23 protein-coding genes and 1 tRNA gene are annotated in these 22344 nt (G+C 70.8%); 17 read left to right on the top strand and 7 right to left on the bottom strand.

From position 1 onward, the window contains the following. Together ACTOQ3_RS30220 and ACTOQ3_RS30215 are read left to right on the top strand one after the other, a co-directional pair. The coding region (locus ACTOQ3_RS30220) for a DUF6766 family protein (RefSeq protein WP_440086835.1) at window positions 1-81 on the top strand (81 nt) is incomplete at its 5' end. Window positions 82-349: 268 nt separating this feature from the next. After that, window positions 350-793: a DUF4383 domain-containing protein gene (locus ACTOQ3_RS30215; protein WP_440086829.1), complete on the top strand. Its 444-nt coding sequence runs from the start codon at window positions 350-352 to the stop codon at window positions 791-793. A gap of 443 nt (window positions 794-1236) precedes the next feature. Here the strand turns inward: ACTOQ3_RS30215 and ACTOQ3_RS30210 are convergent, their stop codons facing one another. Then, window positions 1237-2217, bottom strand: coding sequence for a glycosyltransferase (locus tag ACTOQ3_RS30210; RefSeq protein ID WP_440086828.1), 981 nt, complete (start codon window positions 2215-2217; stop codon window positions 1237-1239). Then, complete coding sequence (locus ACTOQ3_RS30205; RefSeq protein WP_440086827.1) at window positions 2214-2738, bottom strand: D-glycero-alpha-D-manno-heptose-1,7-bisphosphate 7-phosphatase; 525 nt, start codon at window positions 2736-2738, stop codon at window positions 2214-2216. The genes ACTOQ3_RS30210 and ACTOQ3_RS30205 overlap by 4 nt, the downstream gene beginning before the upstream one ends. A 204-nt stretch (window positions 2739-2942) precedes the next feature. Between ACTOQ3_RS30205 and ACTOQ3_RS30200 the strand changes: the two genes are divergently transcribed. The 11 genes from ACTOQ3_RS30200 to ACTOQ3_RS30150 all read left to right on the top strand — a co-directional run bounded on the left by ACTOQ3_RS30200 (window position 2943) and on the right by ACTOQ3_RS30150 (window position 14886). Further along, window positions 2943-4583 (top strand): carbamoyltransferase family protein, encoded by a 1641-nt coding sequence (locus tag ACTOQ3_RS30200; protein WP_440086826.1) that lies wholly within the window; start codon window positions 2943-2945, stop codon window positions 4581-4583. Beyond that, the gene (locus ACTOQ3_RS30195) at window positions 4580-5515 is read left to right on the top strand and encodes a glycosyltransferase family 2 protein (protein WP_440086825.1); all 936 of its coding nucleotides are present in this window, start codon (window positions 4580-4582) and stop codon (window positions 5513-5515) included. Before ACTOQ3_RS30200 ends, ACTOQ3_RS30195 begins: the two co-directional genes overlap by 4 nt. Then, on the top strand, window positions 5512-6555 hold the full coding sequence (locus ACTOQ3_RS30190; RefSeq protein ID WP_440086824.1) for a glycosyltransferase family 9 protein: 1044 nt from the start codon (window positions 5512-5514) through the stop codon (window positions 6553-6555). The genes ACTOQ3_RS30195 and ACTOQ3_RS30190 overlap by 4 nt, the downstream gene beginning before the upstream one ends. Beyond that, window positions 6552-7745 carry a glycosyltransferase gene (locus ACTOQ3_RS30185; protein ID WP_440086823.1) on the top strand — a complete coding sequence of 398 codons (1194 nt, stop codon included), beginning with the start codon at window positions 6552-6554 and terminating at the stop codon, window positions 7743-7745. Before ACTOQ3_RS30190 ends, ACTOQ3_RS30185 begins: the two co-directional genes overlap by 4 nt. A gap of 3 nt (window positions 7746-7748) precedes the next feature. Next, window positions 7749-8300 (top strand): D-sedoheptulose-7-phosphate isomerase, encoded by a 552-nt coding sequence (locus ACTOQ3_RS30180; protein WP_440086822.1) that lies wholly within the window; start codon window positions 7749-7751, stop codon window positions 8298-8300. A gap of 63 nt (window positions 8301-8363) precedes the next feature. Next, window positions 8364-9842 (top strand): D-glycero-beta-D-manno-heptose 1-phosphate adenylyltransferase, encoded by a 1479-nt coding sequence (rfaE2, locus tag ACTOQ3_RS30175; protein WP_440086821.1) that lies wholly within the window; start codon window positions 8364-8366, stop codon window positions 9840-9842. A 43-nt stretch (window positions 9843-9885) separates the two neighbouring features. Beyond that, window positions 9886-10566 (top strand): SDR family oxidoreductase, encoded by a 681-nt coding sequence (locus ACTOQ3_RS30170; protein WP_440086820.1) that lies wholly within the window; start codon window positions 9886-9888, stop codon window positions 10564-10566. Window positions 10567-10646: 80 nt separating this feature from the next. Continuing rightward, window positions 10647-11555, top strand: a complete 909-nt coding sequence (locus tag ACTOQ3_RS30165; RefSeq protein WP_440086819.1) for a glycosyltransferase family 9 protein — start codon at window positions 10647-10649, stop codon at window positions 11553-11555. After that, a complete protein-coding gene (locus ACTOQ3_RS30160; RefSeq protein ID WP_440086818.1) occupies window positions 11552-12523 on the top strand; it encodes a UDP-glucuronic acid decarboxylase family protein in 972 nt (323 codons plus the stop codon). Before ACTOQ3_RS30165 ends, ACTOQ3_RS30160 begins: the two co-directional genes overlap by 4 nt. Then, entirely contained in the window at window positions 12520-13380 is an 861-nt protein-coding gene (locus ACTOQ3_RS30155; protein ID WP_440086817.1) for a glycosyltransferase family 2 protein, read from the top strand. Before ACTOQ3_RS30160 ends, ACTOQ3_RS30155 begins: the two co-directional genes overlap by 4 nt. Window positions 13381-13683: 303 nt before the next feature. After that, entirely contained in the window at window positions 13684-14886 is a 1203-nt protein-coding gene (locus tag ACTOQ3_RS30150) for a hypothetical protein (protein WP_440086816.1), read from the top strand. Between the two features lie 135 nt (window positions 14887-15021). Here the strand turns inward: ACTOQ3_RS30150 and ACTOQ3_RS30145 are convergent, their stop codons facing one another. The 3 genes from ACTOQ3_RS30145 to ACTOQ3_RS30135 all read right to left on the bottom strand — a co-directional run bounded on the left by ACTOQ3_RS30145 (window position 15022) and on the right by ACTOQ3_RS30135 (window position 17251). Next, complete coding sequence (locus tag ACTOQ3_RS30145) at window positions 15022-15603, bottom strand: hemerythrin domain-containing protein (RefSeq protein ID WP_440086815.1); 582 nt, start codon at window positions 15601-15603, stop codon at window positions 15022-15024. Between the two features lie 283 nt (window positions 15604-15886). Beyond that, on the bottom strand, window positions 15887-16303 hold the full coding sequence (locus ACTOQ3_RS30140; RefSeq protein ID WP_440086813.1) for a CBS domain-containing protein: 417 nt from the start codon (window positions 16301-16303) through the stop codon (window positions 15887-15889). A gap of 204 nt (window positions 16304-16507) precedes the next feature. Next, on the bottom strand, window positions 16508-17251 hold the full coding sequence (locus tag ACTOQ3_RS30135) for a GAF and ANTAR domain-containing protein (protein WP_440086812.1): 744 nt from the start codon (window positions 17249-17251) through the stop codon (window positions 16508-16510). Between the two features lie 242 nt (window positions 17252-17493). On the opposite strand from ACTOQ3_RS30135, the gene ACTOQ3_RS30130 reads away from it, so the two are divergent. Both ACTOQ3_RS30130 and ACTOQ3_RS30125 read left to right on the top strand, forming a co-directional pair. Beyond that, the gene (locus ACTOQ3_RS30130; protein WP_440086811.1) at window positions 17494-17904 is read left to right on the top strand and encodes an STAS domain-containing protein; all 411 of its coding nucleotides are present in this window, start codon (window positions 17494-17496) and stop codon (window positions 17902-17904) included. Window positions 17905-18128: 224 nt separating this feature from the next. Beyond that, window positions 18129-19376, top strand: a complete 1248-nt coding sequence (locus ACTOQ3_RS30125; protein WP_440086810.1) for a PP2C family protein-serine/threonine phosphatase — start codon at window positions 18129-18131, stop codon at window positions 19374-19376. Between the two features lie 43 nt (window positions 19377-19419). Here ACTOQ3_RS30125 and ACTOQ3_RS30120 read toward each other — a convergent pair whose 3' ends face one another. Together ACTOQ3_RS30120 and ACTOQ3_RS30115 are read right to left on the bottom strand one after the other, a co-directional pair. Then, entirely contained in the window at window positions 19420-19818 is a 399-nt protein-coding gene (locus tag ACTOQ3_RS30120; RefSeq protein ID WP_440086808.1) for an STAS domain-containing protein, read from the bottom strand. A 219-nt stretch (window positions 19819-20037) separates the two neighbouring features. After that, a tRNA-Leu gene (locus ACTOQ3_RS30115) sits at window positions 20038-20126 on the bottom strand. Window positions 20127-20293: 167 nt separating this feature from the next. Here ACTOQ3_RS30115 and ACTOQ3_RS30110 point away from each other — a divergent pair. Next, window positions 20294-21601, top strand: coding sequence for a M20/M25/M40 family metallo-hydrolase (locus ACTOQ3_RS30110; protein WP_440086807.1), 1308 nt, complete (start codon window positions 20294-20296; stop codon window positions 21599-21601). A 110-nt stretch (window positions 21602-21711) separates the two neighbouring features. Beyond that, window positions 21712-22332 carry a hypothetical protein gene (locus tag ACTOQ3_RS30105; RefSeq protein ID WP_440086806.1) on the top strand — a complete coding sequence of 207 codons (621 nt, stop codon included), beginning with the start codon at window positions 21712-21714 and terminating at the stop codon, window positions 22330-22332. Window positions 22333-22344 lie beyond the last annotated feature (12 nt).

Below are 22344 nucleotides of genomic sequence, written 5' to 3'. Positions count from 1 at the left end.
TCGGTCTACCTGCGCCAGCGTGGCTCCCCGGAGTCCAAACCCGTCGGCACCCCGCACGAGGAGACCGGCGTGGAAGGTTGATGTGCTCCACGTCGGTCTCCTTCCGACCACACATCTCTCCGGACGACCGTCCGAACTGTTTTCCGGGCGATGATTTCCCGGAGCAGGCGACGGGCCACCGGAGGCGGGCGGAAGGAGGCGTGCCGGTCCGCGTTCCTGTTGATGTCCCGGGATCCTGACGAAAACTCGTGTGCCTACTTCCCGGAGCCGGACCGATCTGGAGACGGGTGTAGACCGAATCGACGAGGGCAGCGGAGGGTCCTCCGATCCTTTCTCCGAAGGGGGCGTCATGAGCACAGCGAACACACGAGTACGGACTCCGCTGCAGACAGCGGCCCTGATCGTCGGTGTCGTTTTCCTGCTCGTCGGAGTGCTGGGCTTCGTTCCCGGCGTGACGACGAACTACGACTCGCTGGAGTTCGCCGGTCACACCTCCGACGCGATGCTTCTGGGCATCTTCGAGGTGTCGATTCTGCACAACATCGTCCACCTGCTGTTCGGCGTGGGCGGTGTCCTCGCGGCCCGCACCTGGTCGGCCGCGCGCGGCTACCTCATCGGTGGCGGCGTGGTCTACCTGCTTCTGTTCCTGTACGGCCTGCTGGTCGGCCACGACAGTGCCGCCAACTTCGTCCCGGTCAACGACGCCGACAACTGGCTGCACCTGGTCCTGGGAGTCGGCATGATCGCTCTTGGGCTGGCGCTGTCCAGGCGCCGCGCCTCCACCCGGATCTGATTCGTCCGGTCGCCGCTCCGGTCGCCGTGCCGGGTCCCGGCGCGGCGACCGGACCGCCGGCCGTTCCGCCCTCGTGGGCCGTGAACGGCCGGTGCCCTGTTTCCTCATGGCCTCTCCGATCGGCTCCGGCCCGCAGGGCAGGGCGGGGCGGCAGGCGAGGGCGCCCCGCATATCGGCTTCGACGAGGTCGCCGTTGATCGCGAACGCGGCGGTCAGACCGTTTCCGGCCGCGGCGATGACCTGGATGGTCTCGTCGGTGACGTTTCGGGCTGCCCGGACGCGGGTCACGTCCCGTTCGTTCGGCGCCGCCCGATCTCGAAAACCGCGGATGGTGCGGGAGGCGCGTGGGAGGCCGGGCACTCCATGGCGCGTGACGCGCCGTCGTTCACCCGGCATCATGAACCAGGCCCTGTTCCACATGTGCGCGGGCACTGAACCACATGTCAGGTCCACCGGCTGAGTTTCCGTTGGGTGCAAACCTCGCGGAGGAGGAAGTCCCAGTCGGACAGAAAGCGGTCCAGGCCGTAGCGGGTGAGAGCGGCGGCGCGTGCGGCTTTACCGATCACTGCCGCTCGGGCGGGATCGGCGACGAAGCCCTCAAGGGCGGCGGTCAGGGTGGCGACGCGGGTGGAGACGATCCCCGCCCCGGGAGGTACGGCTTCGACGGCTTCGGTGCCGGCGAGAGCGACGACGGGCAGTCCGAGGAGCATGGCCTCGATGAGGGCGAGGCCGAGTGAGGTCCATCGGTAGGGGTGCAGGTAGACGCGGCGGCGGGCGAGCTCGGAGTGCATCACCTCCTGTGGCAGATCCTCGAAGGTCCCGAGGGGAAGGCCGAGCCGCTGCGGCAGGCCGGTCACCTTCATGCCGAAGACGTCGAGCGGTACGGCCTTCGCGAAGGTGGGCAGCAGGTCGGTTCCGGCGACCCGGCGGCGTCGGACGGGCTCGTTGACGACGACGCCCGCGCGAGGGAGGTCACCGGTGTAGCGGTAGCCGGGATCGGGGACGCCGTGTTCGATCACGCGGGTGGGGGCGCGGCCCGAATCCCAGAACAGGTCGTTGAAGTAGGTGACGTGGACCAGCGTGATATCGGTACGGTCGGCGAGGTGGTGCCGGGTGTGCGGGATGGCTCCGGTGGGGGTGTTGTGCTCGACGTATACGGCGGGAAGGTCGTGGCCGGGGCGGCGGCCGAGCCAGCGCTCGACGAGATCGGCCTCGTGCGGCCGCTGGAGGACGACCGCGTCGACGTCCTCTTCACGTAACCGGTCCCAGGAGACCTCGCGCACGTTCGGCGGCCACGGGTAGGTGAGCGCCCGGCCGCGTCCGTCGGGGCCCCGGCCCGGGACGACGGGCACCAGGTAGTCGTGGCCGCCCTGGACGAACGCGGTGGCCCACGAGCCATGCACATGCCACAGCAGGATTCTCATCGGATCACCCTCTCCACCGCTGTGACGAGATCGGCGGCGGTCTCGGGCGCCGCCGTCACCTCCTGGGGCAGGGTCTCCGGGGTCGGCACGAGAATGCCTCTCGCTCCGGCCGCCCGGGCGGCCTCCATGTCCCGGCCGATGTCTCCGATCACCACGCAGTCGCGGGCGCTCACGCCGAGGACCGCCGCCGCCCTCAAGATGAGCCCGGGGGCGGGCTTACGACACCCGCACCCGTCGTCCTCGCCGTGTGAGCACACCGCCCAGACGTCGAACGGCCCCAGGAGCGCCTCCACCCGGGAGTTCACCTCGTACAGTTCCTCGACGCCGATGAGGCCCCTGGCCACGCCCGACTGGTTGGTGACCACCCCGATCGGCACGCCTGTTCGGCGGAGCCGGTCCAGCGCGGCCGGCGCGCCGGGCATGGGCCGCACCCGGCGGGGATCGCGGTTGTAGGGGACATTCACGATGAGGGTGCCGTCGCGGTCGAAAAGGACGGCGGCCGGTCGTTTTCGGTTGGACATCAAACCTCTCCCGCTCCTGAAATTTCACGCCTGTTCTCTGCGAGAGCCGCCGTTACCCAGTCAGAAAAACACTGAAACCCCACAGCGACTACTCAGTGTGACAAAATACAGTCTTATTGTTCCTTAAGTGGGGTTATGTCCGAATTCCTCGTTTGAGAAGCGCTGCTCTCGGTAGTCATTAGGTAGCTAACGAGAGGCCACTCCATGAGATTTCTCGGCATAAATGCGATCTTTCATGATCCGGCGGCAGCCCTTGTCGTCGACGGGGAGGTCGTCGCCGCCGCGGAGGAGGAGCGTTTCAGTCGGCGTAAGCACGGCAAGCGCCCGGTTCCCTTCTCCGCCTGGGAACTGCCGGAGCGCGCCGCGGCCTGGTGCCTGGAGCAGGCGGGACTGCGGCCCGAGGACCTGGACGCCGTCGCCTACTCCTACGACCCGGACCTGGTGCGGCCGGGCGGGCCGGGTCTCGACGAGGGCTGGGAGGACCTGCGCACCACCTATGCCCGCAGGGCGCCGGCCTTCCTGGCCACCGCCCTGCCGGGCCTGGACTCCGCACAGGTCCGATACGTGCCCCACCACGTCGCGCACGCGGCCTCGGCGGGGCTGGCCGCGCCGTACCGGGACTCGGCGGTGCTGGTCTGCGACGGACGAGGCGAGGCGGTCTCCCACCTGGCCGGGCACTACCGCGACGGGGAACTGACGATCCTGGCCGCCCAGGAGCTGCCGCACTCCCTCGGGCTGATGTACGAGGAGGTCACCGAGCACCTGGGCTTCCTGCGCTCCAGCGACGAGTACAAGGTCATGGCCATGGCCTCCTACGGCGAGCCGCGCCACCTGGGTGCGCTGCGCGAGCTGATCCACACAGACGGCGAGGGCGGTTTCCGGGTCGAACCCGTCGACTGGGGCGGCTATGCCAAGGCCCTGGCCAGGGGTGAGTCCTGGACCGAGGAGCACGCCGACCTCGCGGCGAGCGTCCAGAGGTGCCTGGAGGAGGTGCTGCTCGACCTCGCCCGCTGGCTGCACGGCCGGACCGGCGATCGGCGCCTGACCATGGCCGGAGGCGTGGCGCTCAACTGTGTCGCCAATACGCGGCTGCTGGCCGAGGGACCCTTCGAGGAGCTGTGGGTACAGCCGGCGGCCGGTGACGCGGGCACCGCGCTCGGCGGCGCGCTGCACCTGGCCCAGGCCTTCGGCGAGCCGGCCGCGCCCATGCCGGGGGCCGATCTCGGTCGAGGCTGGAGCGACGAGGAACTGGCCGCCTGGCTGCAGGTGGCGCGGGTGCCCTATGAGCGGCCCGCGGATCTGGCCCGCGCGGTCGCGGCGGAACTGGCCGCCGACCGGATCGTGGCCTGGTTCCAGGGGCGCAGCGAGTACGGGCCGCGGGCGCTCGGCCGCCGCTCGCTCCTGGCCCATCCGGGGTGGGAGGCCAACACCGAGCGGCTGAACGACGTCAAGGGCCGCGAGCAGTTTCGCCCCATCGCCCCGATGGTGCTGGCCGAACGGGCTCACGAGATCTTCGACGGAGGTCCCGTCCCCAGCCCCTACATGCTCTTCGTGCACAATGTCCGGCCCGAGTGGCGCGAGCGGATCCCGGCCGTCGTGCACGTCGACGGCACCGCCAGGATCCAGACGGTCGACCGGGCGCACGACCCGCTGCTCGCCCGGACGCTGGAGGAGTTCGAGGTACGCACCGGGCTGCCGGTGCTGGTCAACACCAGTCTCAACACGGCGGGAAGGCCGATGGTCGACGACCCCCGTGACGCCCTGGAGTGCTTCGGCTCCGCGCCGGTGGATCTGCTGGTGCTGGGCCCGTACCTGATTCGCAGGGGGGAGGCGTTCGCTTCGTGATCACGGTGGTGATTCCCACGATCGGTCGTCCCAGCCTCGCCGCCACGCTCGCCGCGTTGGCGGCGCTGGGCCCGGAGACGGCGGTGATCGTGGTCGACGACCGCCCCGCGGGCACGTCCGCCGAGCCGCTGCGGGTGCCGGACCACGTCCGGCTGCTGCGCTCGGGAGGACGGGGGCCCGCCGCGGCCCGCAACACCGGCTGGCGTGCCACCGAAACGCCCTGGGTCGCCTTCCTGGACGACGACGTGGTGCCCCAGCCCGGCTGGGAGAAGGCGCTGCGCGCCGATCTCGTCGGCCTGCCCGGCGAGGTGGGCGGCAGCCAGGGGCGCATCGAGGTCCCGCTGCCGCCCGACCGGCGGCCCACCGACGCCGAGCGCAACACCGCGGCCCTGACCGACGCCGGGTGGATCACCGCGGACATGGCCTACCGGCGCGACGTCCTGCGCAAGGTCGGCGGGTTCGACGAGCGCTTCCCCCGGGCCTACCGCGAGGACGCCGATCTCGCCCTGCGCGTGACGAAGGCCGGATATCGGCTGGTCCGGGGCGAGCGTGTCACCCGCCACCCGATCAGGGACGACGGATTCTGGGCCAGCGTCCGCCTCCAGCGTGGCAACGCCGACGACGCGCTGATGCGCCACCTGCACGGTCCTGCCTGGCGGGCCGCCACCGGAGCGCCCGGTCGCCTGCGCAGGCACGCCCTGACCACCGGTCTCGGCGCGCTCGCACTCGCGACGGCGGTGACGCGGCCCAGGTGGGTGGCCGCCCTGGCCGGGACGGCGTGGGCGCTGCTCACCGCGGAGTTCGCCTGGAGGCGCATCGCTCCCGGGCCCCGGACGAAGGAGGAGGTCCGGCGAATGGTGATCACGACGGTGCTCATCCCGCCGGCGGCGTGCGCGCACCGCCTCCGCGGTGAGCTGCGGGTGCGGCGATGACCACCGCGACGGCCGGCACCGTTCTGATCGCCCGCCCGGACAACGCGGGCGACGTCCTGCTGGCCGGGCCCGCGATCCGCGCGGTCGCCGAGGGCGCGCGGGAGGTCGTGCTGATGGTGGGACCGCATGGCCGGGCGGCGGGGGAGTTGCTGCCCGGAGTGTCCCGGGTGGTGGAGTGGCGGACCCCGTGGATCGACCCCGAACCGTCGCCGATGACGGGGGCGCACGCGCTGCGGCTGCTGCGGATCCTGCGGAGGACGGCCCCGGAACAGGCATTGATCCTCACCTCGTTCCATCAGTCGCCGCTGCCGCTCGCCCTGCTGTTGAAGCTGGCCGGGACGCCGAGGATCGCCGCGATCTGCGGTGACCACGCCGGCTCGCTGCTGGATCTGCGGCACATCGTCGACGAGACTGTGGACGTGCCGGAGGCCGAGCGCATGCTCGACCTGGTCAGGGCGGCGGGGTTCGACCTGCCGCGGGGAGACGGCGGAGCGCTCGCCGTACGGCGTCCGCTGCCCGAGGCCGGCCGTCTCACCGGGCCGCCCGGCTACGTGGTCGTGCATCCCGGCGTTTCGGTCCAGGCCAGAGCGTGGCCCGCGGAGAGCTGGGCGCGGGCGGTACGGGACCTGGTTCGCGCGGACCGGCGGGTCGTGGTGACCGGTGGCCGCGCGGAGCGGGCACTCACCGCGAAGGTCGCCGGGACGCACGCCCGCGACCTCGGCGGGAGAACCTCCTTCGCGCAGCTGGCCGCGGTGCTCGCCGGAGCGTGCGCGGTCGTCGTCGCCAACACCGGCCCGGCGCATCTGGCCGCGGCGGTCGGCACGCCGGTGGTCAGCCTGTTCGCCCCGGTCGTTCCGGCTGCCCGCTGGGCCCCGTACGGCGTGCCGACGGTGCTGCTCGGTGATCAGCAGGCCCTCTGCCGGGGCAGCCGGGCCAGGGAGTGTCCCGTTCCGGACCATCCGTGCCTTTCGTCGGTGGACAGCGAGCGGGTCGTCGAGGCCGTCGATCGCCTGACGTCCGTGAAGGAGGTCGTTCGATGAGGATCGCCTTGGTATCGGAACACGCGAGCCCGCTCACAGCCTTGGGAGGCGTCGACGCCGGTGGGCAGAACGTTCACGTCGCGGGGCTGGCCGTCGCGCTGGCGGGCAGGGGACACGAGGTCGTCATCCACACCCGCCGTAGCGGGCGGGACCAACCGGACACCGTGGTCATCGCGCCCGGCGTGACCGTCGAACATGTTCCCGCGGGCCCTCCGGAGCCGCTTCCCAAGGACGAGCTGCTGCCGCACATGCCCGCCTTCGCGGCTCACCTCACGCGCAGGTGGGCGACCGGCCCCCCGGATGTGGCCCACGCCCACTTCTGGATGAGCGGCCTGGCCACGCTCATGGCCGCGCGGGATTGCGGGATACCGGTCGTGCAGACCTTTCACGCCCTGGGCACCGTCAAGCGGCGCTGGCAGGGAGCGGCCGACACCAGCCCGCCGGAGCGGATCGCCATCGAGGCCGACATCGGGCGGCGAACTCACGCGGTCATCGCGACCTGCGCCGACGAGGTGCGGGAACTGCGGGCGATGGGCATGTTCGAGGGGAAGATCGCGGTCGTTCCCTGCGGGGTCGACCTGGACCACTTCCGCCCCGACGGCCCGGTGGTGTCCCGGGACGGCCGGCCACGCATTCTCAGCATCGGCCGCATGGTGCCGCGCAAGGGTGTCGACACGATCGTCCGGGCGTTGCGCCACGTGCCGGACGCCGAGCTGGTGATCGCCGGCGGCGCGCCCGACGACGACGAGAGCGGGCGGCTGCGCGAACTGGTCACCGGCCACGGCCTGACCGGCAGGGTGCGTCTGATCGGCAGCGTCAGCCGTGAGAAGGTCCCGGCCCTGATGCGGTCGGCCGACGTCCTGGTGAGCGTGCCCTGGTACGAACCGTTCGGCATGGTCCCGGTGGAGGCCATGGCCTGCGGGCTGCCCGTGATCGCCTCCGCCGTCGGCGGCCACCTGGACACGGTCGACGGCTGCGGTGTGCTGGTGCCTCCGCGCCGCCCGCGAGCCCTGGCCCGCGCGTTGAACGACCTGCTGACCCGCCCCGGCCTGCGAGAGACGATCGGAACGGCCGGAACGCGGCGGGCCCGCGTCCGATACGGCTGGCCCCACGTGGCCCTCCAGACCGAATCCGTGTACCGGACTCTGATCAGCGGCCGGCTGGACCGGTTCGCCGTCGCGGAAGGCTGAGCCATGCACCCTCATCTGTCCCGGCTGAGCGCGGCGCTGTCGGCCGTGGACGGCGAGATCCCCAAGATCTACACGTGGGGAGGCAAGCTGGCCGCGGTGCTGAGCGGCGGCGGCCGGCTGCTCGTCTGCGGAAACGGCGGCTCCGCCGCCGAGGCCCAGCACCTGACCGCGGAGCTGGTCGGCCGCTACCGCGACGACCGGCGCCCGTACGCGGCGATCCCGCTGCACGCCGACACCTCCTCCGTCAGCGCGATCACCAACGACTACGGCGCCGAGCAGACATACGCCCGCCAGGTGCGGGCGCATGGAAGGTTCGGTGACGTACTGATGTGCCTGTCCACCAGCGGCACGAGCCGCAACGTGGTGGCGGCCGCCGAGGCCGCCCGCCAATGCGGCCTCACGACCTGGGCGCTGACCGGCCCCGCGCCCAATCCGCTGGCCGAATTCTGCGACGAGGCCTTCGCGGTGCCCGCCGATGACACCGCCACCGTGCAGGAGGTGCACCTTGCGATGATCCACGTGCTCTGCGAGGCGATCGAGGAGGAATGCTCATGACCGGCGGAGCCAGGACTTCGACAGGCACGGCGCCTCCGCTGCTCTCCCGCCGCGGGAGAGCTCATGATTAGGCCGATCGTGGTCCTCGGGGACTCGCTGCTCGACGTGGACATCGAAGGTGACGCCGAACGGCTGTGCCCGGACGCCCCGGTTCCCGTCGTCGACGGGCGGTCAGAGCATCGGCGCCCGGGTGGCGCCGGCCTGGCGGCCCTGCTCGCCGCGCGCGACGGCGCCGAGGTCGTCCTGGTCACCGCGATCGGGAACGACGCCTCCGGCCGGTGCCTGGAAGATCTGCTCGCCGATCACGTGGAGGTGGTGGGGCTGCCGCTGCGGGGCACCACCGTATGCAAGACGCGGGTCCGGGCGCGAGGGCAGACCCTGATCCGGATCGACACGGGTGACGGCTGGGCGCAGGGCGCCGAGGGGGACGAGCGCGGCCCGCACCACATGAGTCACGGCAGGCTCCGCTACGACCTCGTGGACGGGCCGCCCGGTCAGGGCCTCGCCGACGAGCGCGTCGCCACCGTGCTGCGGGCCGCCCGGGCGATCCTGGTCTCCGACTACGGCCGCGGCGTCGCGGAGCTCTGCCGTGACCTTCTGCGGGATCTCACCGCACCGGTGATCTGGGACCCGCATCCGCGGGGCGCCCTGCCCGCGCTCGGCTGCGCGCTCGTCACGCCGAGCGAGCCCGAAGCCCGGCTGCTGTGCGCCGAGCCGTGCAACACCCCGGACAGGATCGCCTACGACCTGGTCCGCGACCTCGGAGCGGAGGCGGTGGCCGTCACGCTCGCCGAGCGAGGGAGCGTGCTCGCCTGCCGGGGCGGCCAGCCCGTCCGGATCCCGCCGCCCGCGCTCGTCACCGGGCGGGACTCCTGCGGAGCGGGCGACAGATTCGCGAGCGCGGCGGCGCTGGCCCTGGCCGAGGGCGCCTCCACCGAGGACGCGGTCGCGACGGCGGTCGGCGAGGCCACCCGATTCGTCGAACAGGGAGGAGCCGCGGCGGTCCGGCTCCCCAGGCCCGCGCGGCGGCGCCGGTCATCGACCCCGCGGGCGGACGCGCCCCCGGTCTCCGGCCCGGAGAGCCTCGCGGGTTCGGTTTCGCGAACGACGGCCCTGGTCCGGGCCGCCGGGGGCAGGCTGATCGCCACAGGGGGCTGCTTCGACCTGCTGCACGCCGGCCATGTCAGCCTGCTGCGCCGAGCCAGGGCCCTGGGCGACGCGCTGATCGTCTGCGTCAACTCCGACGAGTCCGTCCGGCGCCTGAAGGGACGAGGCCGCCCCGTGGTGAGCGAACGCGACCGGGTCGAGGTGCTGCGGGCGCTGGAGTGCGTGGACGCCGTGGCCGTCTTCGACGACGACACCCCCTGCGTGCTGATCGGCCACCTGCGCCCGGATGTGTGGGTGAAGGGCGGTGACTACACCGGTCGCGAGATGCCCGAGACCGAGGCGGTTCGGCGGGCCGGCGGCGAGGTCGTGATCCTGCCCAGCGTCCCCGGACACTCCACGACCGGTCTCATCGCCGCGGCGCAAGCGGCTTCATGATCTGAAACTTCACAAAGGGAACTTCGCGACCGAGGAGAGGCACATGATGGGGAACATTCTGATCACCGGTGGCGCGTCCGGCCTGGGGCGGGCGGTCGTGGTCGCGGTCGCCAAGGCGGGTGGCAGGCCCCTCGTGGTCGACGTCACCGCGCCCGAGGCGGGCGTCGACCACGTCGTGGCCGACGTCTCTGACCGCGAACAGGCGGAGCGGGCCGTGCGCGAGCTCGCCGAACAGGCCGGCGGGCTCGACGGCGTCGTCACCGCGGCGGGCATCGACGCCTGCGGGGCCCTGTCCGACGTCCCGGCCCCGGACTGGGAACGGGTGATCCGGGTCAACCTGCTCGGCACCGCCTCGATCGTCCGGGCGGCCCTGCCGTACCTGCGGCGCTCCGGAGGCCGGGTGGTCACCTGCGCGTCCACCCTGGGCCTGCGCGCGGTGAGTGACGCGACCGCCTACTGCGCGGCCAAGTTCGGCGTCGTCGGGTTCACCCGGGCACTGGCCGCCGAGCTCGCCGGACAGGTGGGGGTGACGCTGCTGGTGCCCGGCGGCATGCACACGAACTTCTTCGCCGATCGGGACGAGCGGTACCGGCCCGGCCCCGACGCCCGGCTCAACCAGCCCGAGGACGTGGCCGCCACCGTGCTGTTCGCCCTCGGCCAGCCCGCCGGCTGCGAGATCCGGGAACTCGTCGTCTGTCCCGCGACGGAGACGTCATGGCCGTAGATCCGGGAACCGCGGACGGAAGGACGCCGGAAGAACGTCACGGTGCCGGATGCGCCGGAGCGGTCACGACGGCACCGGTTTTGATCGCGCTCCGCGGGCTCGGACTCGGCGACGTGCTCGCCGCGGTGCCCGCCCTGCGGGCACTGCGGCGCTCCCACCCCGCACACCGGATCGTGCTGGCCGCGCCGGCCCTCCTGGCGGGCCTGGTGCCGCTGATCGACGCCGTCGACGAGCTCCTCGACGTGTCCGGAACCGGGCCGGTGCCCGTCGACCGCCCCGACATCGCGGTCAACCTGCACGGCCGCGGCCCGCAGAGCGTCGCCGCGCTGCGCCGCACCCGCCCGCGGCGGCTGCTCACCCACGCGCATCCCGGCTTCCCTGACGCGCAGGGGCCGCCGTGGCGGTGTGACGTCCACGAGACGGTCCGATGGTGTGCGTTCCTGGAGTGGTACGGCATCGCGGCCGATCCCACCGACCTGGCTCTTCCCGCGCCGCCCTCGAAAACGACCGGTCACGTGATCGTCCATCCGGGTGCGGCCAGCCCGGCCAGACGCTGGCCGCCGGAACGATTCGCCCAGGTGGCCGCCGCGCTGAGTCGTACCGGATGCCAGATACTGATCACCGGGAGCACGGCCGAGCGGGCCCTCGGCCGGAAGGTGGCGGCGCTCGCCGGGATGCCGGACGGATCCGTCCTGGCCGGTCGTACGGACGTCGGAGCGCTGGCCACCCTCGTCGGATCCGCGCGGCTGATCATCTGTGGCGACACCGGCGTGGCCCACCTGGCGACCGCGTTCGCCACCCCCTCCGTGGTGCTGTTCGGTCCTGTCGCACCGGCCCTGTGGGGGCCGCCGGCGGGGCCGCACGTCGCCCTGTGGGCCGGGCGCAGCGGCGACCCCCACGGGTGCCGGCCCGACCCGGGCCTGTTGGAGATCGGCGTGGGGGAAGTCCTCGACGCCGCGGGCGATCTGCTGGAGGCGAGCGTGAGATGAGCGCGCGACGGGTGGTGGTGACCGGCGGTGCCGGATTTCTCGGGTCCCATCTCTGCGAACGTCTGCTTTCGGCGGGGATGGAGGTGATCTGCATGGACAACTTCCTGACCGGCTCGCCCCGGAACGTGGAGCACCTGATCGAATGGCCCTCCTTCCGGTTGATCGAGTGTGACCTCATGGGTTTCGTGCACGTTCCCGGAGAGGTGGGCCTGGTGCTGCACCTCGCTTCCGCGGCCTCGCCCTCGGACTATCTCCGGTACCCGATCGAGACGCTCAAGGTGGGCAGCCTCGGCACGCTGCACGCCCTCGGCCTGGCCAAGGAGAAGGGCGCCCGGTTCCTCCTGGCCTCCACGAGCGAGGTGTACGGCGACCCCCTGGAGCATCCGCAGCGGGAGACCTACTGGGGCAACGTCAACCCCGTGGGGCCGCGCAGCGTGTACGACGAGGCCAAGCGCTTCGCCGAGTCGCTGACCACGGCCTACCGCAACTCCCACCGGGTCGACACCGCGATCGTGCGGATATTCAACACCTACGGGCCGAGGATGCGGCCGCACGACGGCCGGGCCATTCCCACCTTCATCCGTCAGGCGTTGCGCGGTGAGCCGATCACCGTGACCGGCGACGGCAGCCAGACCCGCTCCATCTGCTACGTCGACGACACCGTCGAGGGAATCCTCGTCATGGCTCGCAGCGGGCTGGAGGGACCCGTCAACATCGGCAATCCCGCGGAGTTCACCATGCTCGGCCTCGCCGGCAAGATCCGCGATCTGGCAGGCTCCGGCTCGCCCGTCCGCTTCGTCGACCGGCCCGTGGACGATCCCGCCGTCCGGTGTCCCGACACCTCCCAGGCCGCCGAACGGCTCGGCTGGCGGCCTCGGGTGGACGTGGTCAGCGGGCTCCGCCGTACCATCGACTGGTTCGCCGGAGAACTTCAGAGCCACCGTGAAAGCGCGGACGCCGGCTTGTGAATCCGTTCCCTCGCGTCACGGTGGTGGTGGCCACCCGCGACCGCCGCCATGACCTGGAACGCTCGCTGCCGCACCACGAATGCCCGGTCATCCTGCTCGACAACGGTTCCACGGACGGCACCCCGGCCTTCGTCCGGCGACGGTTCCCGCACATCCAGGTCGTCGAGCTGGGACGCAACCTCGGCGCGCCGGCCCGCAACCTGGGCGTGTGGCTCGCACGGACGCCTTACGTCGCCTTCGCCGACGACGACTCCTGGTGGGAGACCGGGGCGCTCGAACGCGCCGCCGGCGTGCTCGACGCACACCCGCGCCTGGCGGTGCTGGCAGCGCGCGTGCTGGTGGGCCCGGAGAAGCACCTGGATCCGATATGCGCGGACATGGCCGAATCCCCTCTCGCCGCCGAACCGGATCTCCCCGGCCCGGTGATTCTCGGGTTCCTGGCGTGCGGAGTCGTGGTGCGCCGGAAGGCGTACCTGGCCGCCGGCGGTTTCGACGACATCATCTTCTTCGCCGGAGAGGAGGAGCGGCTCGCGTCGGACCTGGCCACGGCCGGCTGGGGACTGGCCTATGTCCGGGACGTCATCGCCCACCACCATCCCTCGGCCTCCCGCGACTCACGAGGGCGACAGGCCCTCGCCGTCCGTAACGCGGTGCTCAACGCCGTCCTGCGCCGGCCGTGGCCGGTGGTGACGCGGGTCGTGTTCACCGCCGCCCGCGGCGGCCCGGCCGGGTGGCGAGGGCTGGGCGGTGCCCTGCGAAGGCTGCCCCGGGCGCTTGTGTGCCGCCGTACCCTTTCGCCTCTCCTGGAGGAGGCACGGAGATCGCTGGAGGCCTTCAGGAGGGAACGATGCCCGTAGAGACGTTCCCCGTGATCGTACACATCCTGATCATCGGATCGTGAGAGTCCGCGGGAAAGGTGTTCCCATCGGGGACGTCGAAGGTCTCGCCCGAGTCCCGGGCCGACGCCGTTGAGCCGTGTCGCTCCGGCCGAGGGCTACGTACGCGTCGGTGACCAAGGACCCCGGCGTGAACCACGAGACGCCGCGCGCGTGTGGGAGCCGGCGCCGACGCCCAGCGTGAGACCGCCGCCGGATTAGGGGACGCGGAAGGGGGTAACGGCCTTTGCTCACACTCCTGACTACTTTTCAGGAAGGGACGGCATGACCTTCAATCCATTACAGGAGCGGGGCATCCCGCTCGATCGGCAGCTGCGCAACTGGAGTGAGCTGAACGTCACCCCGATCGATCCCGACCACGGCGACCCCTACACCCGGTGCCGGATCATCGCGCTGAACGGCATCGAGGTCGAGGCCATCATGTTCAGCCACCAGTTCGCCCGGCACTGCCCGGACCCGGCCGTCAAGCAGCAGCTCGCCCAGGTGCGCTTCATCGAGGCCCAGCAGCAGAAGGTGGTCAACTGGCTACTGCCCGGCCTGGCGTCGGTGCTGGAGACCACGATCGCCTACGAGCAGGTCGCCGTCGACCTGACCGCGTGGGTGGCGCGGATGGAGCCCGACCCCTACCTCAAGCAGGCCTACCAGTTCGGGGTCCTGGAGGACTTCGACCACCTGTACCGCTACGCCAATCTGTACGAGATGATCGAGCACCGCAGGGCCGAGAAGATCGTCGACAACCTGACCGAGGTGATGCCGGGCCGGCCCACCTACCTGCATCACCGCCACCCGGTCGACAACCTGCGCGAGCCGTACGACAAGAGCGCCACCGCGCCGATCTCCAAGCTGCACGCGCTGACGATCATGGCGGCCGAGCAGCAGACCATGAACTTCTACATGAACGTCGGCCCCACCTACATGGAGCCGATCGCCCGCCGGCTCTACCAGGAGATCGGGCTGATCGAGGAAGAACACGTCACCCACTACGAATCGCTGGTGGACCCGGGCGAGACGTGGTGGGAGATGCTGCTCCACCATGAGTACAACGAGTGCTACCTGTACCACTCGTTCATGGAGACCGAGTCCGACCCGAAGATCAAGGCGATCTGGGAGCTGCACCTGAACATGGAGCTGGAGCATCTGCGCATCGCCGCGGAGCTGTTCAAGCGCCATGACACCCGCGACCCGCAGGAAGTCCTCGCGCCCGCGCTGCCCGCGCCGGTGACCTTCGAGCCGAACAAGGCCTACCTACGCGAGCTGCTGGCCACGCAGATCGACTTCACCACGATCGGCACCGGCTACGTCCAGGACATGCACGAGCGGTTCGAGAAGTACCAGGAGGCGATCATGGGTGGTGAGAAGCCGCCCAGCGAGATCGTCATCGACGAGAACCGTGGCAAGTCCGGCCGGGAGTACCGGCTGGAGACCGAGGGCCCGCACCCTGTGGAGGCGCTGCGCGCCGACCGGTGAATCCCGCTGCCCGGGTGCCGGGCCCCGGAAGAGGTCCCGGCACCCGGGCAGCGGATGGAACCTCGCCCGACGTGTGCGGCCCGCGTTCCCGGGCCGGGAAACGCGAACCGCACGCGCGCCGGGCCGACGGCTCGCTCAGCCGCTCTTGCCCATGGCCTGGCGGATCACGTCACGGGCCCGGTCCATCATCGCCACCGGCGTTCCCACCAGCAGGTTCTTGGTCGCCGACTCCACCCCCGGATGCGGGTGGGTCGGCGCCATCGCCTCGGCCGCCTTCACCCCCACGGCCATGGCCCGGCGCTCGGCCGCGCTCGTCTGGGCGCGCAGCTGGGTGAACTCGTAGCGCTCCTCACTGCGGGCGTGAGCCGTCACCGCCCCCCGCAGCACCGCCAGGTTCTCCGCGAACCGCGGATCGTCGGCGCCGGCCTTGTCCATCTCCATGAGCAGCTGCTTGGCCTCGTTCTCCTCGGCCAGGCGGTCGTCCACCACCGCGTCGCCACCGTCGATCTTGTGGCGCGCGTACGGGTGGACGATCTCCTCCTCGGCCGTCTCGTGCACCGCCAGCAGCCGCACCAGGCGCTGGAACGCCTCCGGCCGCTCGCTCGCCGAGGCCTTCTCCACCTCGTCGAACAGGTCGCGGATCAACGCGTGCTGGGCCAGCAGCAGATCCACCACGTCGTCTTCGCCCATCAGTTCGGGCACCGTCTGATCAGCCATGACTCCCTCTTTTCTCCGGCTCTCCCCCTGTCCGAACTGCCTTACCCGCCCAGCGCGAAAAATCCATGCGGGGACACTGGAAGAGAACTGAACACGGCCGGCGACTTCCGTACAGACGTTCCCACCGGCGGCTCGTACGAGGTGATCGGGATCGTCGGGTGGCCGGGATCGAACCCCGGCCCCACACGATCGTGACATCACCTCCGCCGACATCGCCTCCCGACGAGGAAGAGCGGCTCACCCACCTGGGGTGGAGCCGCTCTCATCCCCGTCAGGGCGCTGTTCAGTCGCTGGTCAGCGCGTCGAGGAGGTCGCCGACCGGTGCGTCGGGCAGGGCACGGGCCACATCGGCCAGCGCCACCATCCCCACCAGGGTGTGACCGTCGATGACCGGCAGGCGCCGTACCTTGTGCGAGGCCATCGTGCGCAGGATCTCCCGGGCGTCGTCGTCGGCGCCGATGGTGACGGGCTTGCCCTGGGCGAACTCGCCGACCTGGCACGCCTTGGGCTCCCTGCCCGCGGCCAGCACCTTCACCACGATGTCACGGTCGGTGAGCATGCCCTGCAGCCGGTCGTCGGAGCCGCAGATCGGCAGCGAGCCGACATCCAGCCGGGCCATCTTCTCGGCCGCCTCCAACACCGTCTCCTCGGCGCGCGCGCACTCGGCGTCCGGAGTCATGATCTCTCGTGCCGTGGACATACCTCGCTCCCTTCTTCGCTCCCGCCTGAAGCGGACGGTTCCCGTTCGCGATTCGCCTACCCCTGGCCTCCATCCCCACACCACCGGCGACGAAGGGCCACGAAGCGCGGGAACAAAGCGTCGTCACCCAGTGAGCGGAAAAGGTGCGCCCAACAGGGGTGAAACCGCCGGCGCCGCTCGCCGTGGCCGTCAGAACGCGGTGATCTATTCGGGGAGGTCGAAGGTGCCGGGGCCGGGGGCCTGGCCGCCGACGGTGGCGACGATCTCGGCGGCCAGGTCGCGGACCTTGAGGTTGCGGTTCTGTGAGGCGCGGCTGAGGATCGCGAAGGCGTCTGCGGCCGGGCAGCGCTGCTGGGCCATCACGATGCCGATCGCCTGGTCGATGACGCTGCGTGAGGCCAGCGTGGCGCGCAAATCCTCGTTCAGCTTGGACTGGTCGGCCAGGCGCAGACCCAGGGCGACGGCGCCGGCGGCGGTGCCGGCGAACAGCCGCATCCGCGCCTGGACGTCGTCGCCGAAGGCGCCCAGGTGGGTGTTGTAGAGGTTGTAGCCGCCCACCTGGCCACTGGGGCCGTTCAGTGGCAGCGACAGGCAGCTGCGCACGCCGTGGGCGAAGGCCTCGGTGCAAAAGGAGCGCCAGCGCGGCTCGGCGGAGGTGTCGGCGATGTGGTTGGTCTGCCCGTCGGCCAGGGTGTCCAGGCAGGGGCCCTCGCCGGTGCGGTACTGGATCTGATCGACGGCCAGGGTGAGATCGTCACTGCTGGCGATCGTCACGGCGCGCTCATCGCGCACGACGGTGATCCCGCACATGCTGCCCTCGGGCAGCGCGGCCACGGTCGCCACGGCCAGCTCGTGCAGGAATCCCTCGAAGGTGTCGGTCGACACCAGCCGCGACAGCAGTCCGTCCGACCATGCCGGGTCGGAGGCGGAGGTGAATGACGACGACATGGCGGGCCTGCGGGTTTCCGGGGCTACGGCCCAACGGCCACCGGCGACGAGGCGTCCGAATGACGCGTGCGAAGTGCCCTCGGCAACCCTGCCAGCCTTGCACGCCCCAAGGAATGGTCACGCCGCTCGGGGCGGGTAAAATAGGTGCCGGTCCAGAGACGCGGCCGCCTTCCCGTCATGCCCGCGAAGGTGAACGCCTGATGTCTGCCGACCAGATTCTCCCATCCCCGCTGCCACGGCCGATGACCGATGATTCTGACGTGCTGCTGGAGGTGCGGACCTGGCGGCTGGAGTCGCTGCGGGTTCTTCGCCTTCTGGGTGAGCTGGACGCCTTCACCGCCCCCCGTGTGCGCGCCATCCTCGATGAGGTGGTGGGCGTCTGCCATGAGCTCAGGCTGATCGTGGATCTCACCCAGCTGACCTTCATGGCCTCGACAGGGCTGGGCCTGCTGCTGGAGATCCGGGACCGGGTCGGCGAGCGCGGGGGACACCTGATCGTGATCCTCGCTCCAGGCAGCCGTCCCCGGCGCCTTTTCGACCTGACCCGCCTGACGGATCACTTCGAGGTCGCAGAGAGCCTGAGAGAGGCGGTGCACGCCCTGCGGCAGATGGAGCACGCCCCGATCCGTGATGGGACCGGCGAGACACCGTAGGCACTCCCGCCCGCCCGTAGGCCGGCTGGTAACGCCCGAAAGGCAGCGAAACGGGGTGGGGCGGCCGTATCCGAACGCGCCTTTAAGGAGGGCTGCTCCACGGTAATTCTGCGGCAAAGCGAATAATCGTGTCGTAGGGGACGAAGGGATGAAAGGTCGGCGAAGGTGGGTGAGCACATGTCGGCGGTAGCACGGAGGTGACGGCCTCCCCCGGCCCTGAGCGGATGCTGGTAGGGCTGTTGCGGGCCAGTCATCTGGCGGCTTTGGAGCAGGTTCCGAACCTGGTCGGCGAGCACGCCGCGTCCGCGGGCCTGACCGAGGTGCTGATCTACCTGGCGGATCTGCAGCACACCGTGCTGCGCCTGTTGACCGGTGAGGGTCAAAGCGGCGGGAAGGGCGCGAGCACGGAGATCGCCGAGTTGCGCGTCGACGCGACCTTGGCCGGGCGGGCCTTCCAGGAGGTGCGAATCCTGGCCGGCACCGGCACCGACGGTGGTGCCGCGGCCGACGAGGGGCCCGGCGAGAGCGCCGGTGACGGTGCGCGGCGGTGGTGGGTGCCGCTGCTGGACGGCACCGAACGCCTGGGAGTGCTGCGCATCGGCGTCGAGGCCGGTGCTGACGCGCAGATCCAGGACAACATGCGGGACCTGGCATCGCTGGTGGCATTGTTGCTGGTTGACAAGCGCCCCTGCAGTGACTCCTACGCCCGGCTGGTCCGCACCCGGCCGATGCACGTGGCCGCGGAGATGCAGTGGACGCTGATGCCGCCGCTGACCTTCGCCGACCACCGGGTGACCATCGCCGCGGCGCTGGAGCCGGCCTACCAGGTCGGCGGGGACGCCTTCGACTACGCGCTGGCCGGCGATGTCGCGCATCTGGGGATCTTCGACGCGATGGGCCACGACGTCTCGGCCGGGCTGAGCGCCAACCTGGCGGTGGCCGCCTGCCGCAACAACCGCCGCCAGGGTGCCGACCTGGCCGCGAACAGCGAGGCCATCGAGCAGATCCTGATCACCGAGTTCGGTCAGGCCACCCGTTTCGTCACCGCGATCCTGGCCGATCTGGATCTTCGCACCGGGGTGGTGTCGTGGGTCAACCGCGGCCACCACCCGCCGGTGGTGATCCGCGGCGGCCGCTGGGTCGCCACCTTGGAATGCCGGCCGGCCCACCCGATGGGCCTGGGCCTGGGCCTGGAGGTCACGATGTGCCAGGAGCAGCTGCAGCCCGGGGATCGAGTGGTGTTCTACAGCGACGGCATCACCGAGGCCCGCAACGCCGCCGGCCAGGAGTTCGGATTGAGCCGGTTCGTCGATTTCATCATCCGCCGCACCGCCGACGGCCTGCCGGCACCCGAGACGCTGCGTCGTCTGGTGCGCGGTGTGCTGGACTACCACGACGGTCACCTCCAGGACGACGCCACAGTGGTGCTGGTGGAATGGCACGGCGACGGCCACGAGCGGCTGCACCTGTGAGAGGCGGCGCCTGAATCGGCAGGGCCGGACCCGCGCTAACGGATCACCGGGCCATCGGGTCATCGGGGTGATGGCCGGCTGCCCGCAACGCCTCATCCAGGTCGGGATGGATCTCGAAGGCGGTGTCCAGGCCGGTGAGGGACAACACCCGCTCCACGGCGCCGTGCACGCCGCTGAGCATCAGCCGGGTGCCCGTGGCCTGGCTGTGGCGCAACGCCGCGATCAGCACGCTCAGCCCCACCGAGTCACAGAAAAGGACCCCGGCCAGATCTACGATCAGCGCCGCCGGCGCCTCCGGCAGCTCCCTCACCTGGAACAACCGCTCGCGTAGCACCGGCGCGAAACGGAAGTCCAGTTCCCCCGCCACGCCGATGACGGCCACGTCCTGGCGCAGCTGCAACGCGGCGGTGAACGGCGAGCTGGGATGCGGCCCGGACATCATGCTCCTCAGCTCCTCAGCTCCTCGCGTACGCCGTTGACGCAGACGTCCCTTCCTTCCTACCAGCAGCAATGAGGTAAGGAGCAGGGAACCGCGGAGCAGAAGAGCGACGTCTGTCGAAGCATCGGCCTACGCGCAGAATTCGATCCCGGAAACAAGAAAGTGCGGGCCGAGGTGAACCTCGATCCCGCACCGTCTGGCAAATCCCATTGGGATTTGGGTTGGTGTCCGAGGGGGGACTTGAACCCCCATGCCCCGCAAAGGGCACTAGCACCTCAAGCTAGCGCGTCTGCCTATTCCGCCACCCGGACGTGGTGCCTGCACGCTGGACCGTCATCCCGCGTCGGCGGACTTAGGTTAGCAAACTCTTGAGCCGGCGTCATATCGGTAAGAGGGCAGGCAAGGGCGAGGTGCCGGGAAGGGGGGTCCGGCGGCAGGATGGGAGGTGGAAGCCGTGCCGAACCCCAAGGAGTCCCACATGACGGCGATCAACGCTGAGGACGAGGTCGTCGGGCTGTGCCGCGACCTGATCCGGATCGACTCGACCAACGCGGGCGACAACTCGGGGCCCGGTGAGCGGGCCGCCGCCGAGTACGTCGCCGAGAAGCTGTCGGAGGTCGGGCTGGAGCCGAAGATCCTGGAGTCGGACAGCCGCCGGGCCAACGTGATCGCCCGCATCGCGGGGGAGGACTCCTCCCGCGACGCCCTCCTGCTCCACGGGCACCTGGACGTCGTCCCCTTCAACGCGGACGACTGGACCCAGCACCCGCTCAGCGGCGAGATCGCCGACGGCTGCGTCTGGGGGCGCGGCGCGGTCGACATGAAGAACATGGACGCGATGATCCTCGCGGTCATACGGCAGCGGCTCAGCGAGGGCCGCCGCCCGCCGAGGGACGTGGTGCTGGCGTTCACCGCCGACGAGGAGGCGGGCGGCACGTACGGCGCGCAGTGGCTGGCCGACGAGCACAAGGACCTGTTCGACGGGTGCTCCGAGGCGATCGGCGAGGTGGGCGGGTTCAGCGTCTCCATCGACGAGGCGCGCAGGCTCTACCTGATCGAGGCCGCCGAGAAGGGCATCGCCTGGATGCGCCTGACCGCCACGGGCAGGGCCGGGCACGGTTCCATGCTCAACGCCGAGAACGCGGTCACCGAACTGGCCGAGGCGGTGGGCCGCATCGGCCGGTACGAGTGGCCGGTCCGGATGACGCGGACGGTCAGGACGTTCCTGGAGGAGACCTCCAGGGCCCTGGAGCTGGAACTCGACCTCGACGACGCCGAGAAGACCGTCGCCAAGCTGGGGCCGCTCGCCAGGATGATCGGCGCCACGCTGCGCAACACCGCCAACCCCACGATGCTGGAGGCCGGCTACAAGGCCAACGTGATCCCCCAGACCGCGACCGCGCACGTGGACGGCCGCTTCCTGCCGGGGTACGAGGACGAGTTCTTCGAGACGCTCGACGGACTGCTCGGCCCCAACGTGACCAGGGAGTTCGTCTACCACGACATCGCCATCGAGACCGGCTTCGACGGGCCGCTGGTGCGCGCGATGGCCGACGCCCTCGTCGCCGAGGACCCGGGCGCGCTGGCCGTGCCGTACACGCTGTCGGGGGGCACGGACCTCAAGGCGTTCAGCAGGCTGGGCATCCGGGGGTTCGGGTTCGCGCCGCTGAGGCTGCCCGCGGACCTGGACTTCTCCGGGATGTTCCATGGCATCGACGAGAGGGTGCCGGTGGATTCGCTCCAGTTCGGGGTCCGGGTCCTTGACCGTTTCCTGGACGGCTGCTGAGCCGTTCCCGGGAAATCCGTTGCGTTGACTCCATGTGGTGCTAGCGTAACTCTCCGTTGAGGGATGGCTCGTGTCCGAACGGGCCCGTCCAGGAGCTTTGGGGAGGTCACGTGGCACGTGTGCCGCACGGGCAGTGGAGGGCGTCCTCGCCCGCTGTTCGAGGCGTGCCCGTGGCCCTTCCCGTCGACGACACGATCCCCGACCGGGCTGACCGGATGGCGCGGTTCGCGGCCGGCACTCGGCGGGGCGTCAGGCAAGCCCTCGCTATCGGCGGTCTCCTGGCCGCCGCATGGCTGCTCGCGGTCGTCTTCGGGCTCCTCGGCGCCGCTCCCGCGATCGCGGACACCACCGCGACGACAGGAGAGGCCGGCTCCCAGACCCCTCACACAGCCGCTTCCGGATCGGCTTCCAGAGCCGATGTCTTCCCCACGGTCAGCGGCGGGCTGTCGGCGACGCACAACGCCGAAGCCATGGCGGGGCGAGGTGTGGACGGGCTCACCAGCCAGTCCAAGCCGGGGTTCCCGGTCCCCGCCACCGTCGAACACGGCTCTGGCGCCAATGGATTCGTGCCCCAGAGCGGTGGTGGATCCGGCCTCCCAGGACCGGGTCCGGGGGATGTCGCGTGGTTCGCCTACGACCCGCGGCAGATGACGCAGCGTGTCCCGCCGGCGTTCGTGCTCCCCCCGGTCGTCCGCACAGCGGCGGACGACCCTTCTTTCTCTCCTGACTGATCTCGTCTCGCG

The organism is Streptosporangium sp. LJ11 (assembly GCF_051918945.1).
Lineage (GTDB): Bacteria > Actinomycetota > Actinomycetes > Streptosporangiales > Streptosporangiaceae > Streptosporangium.
This window is presented reverse-complemented; position numbering and strand designations above follow the sequence as displayed.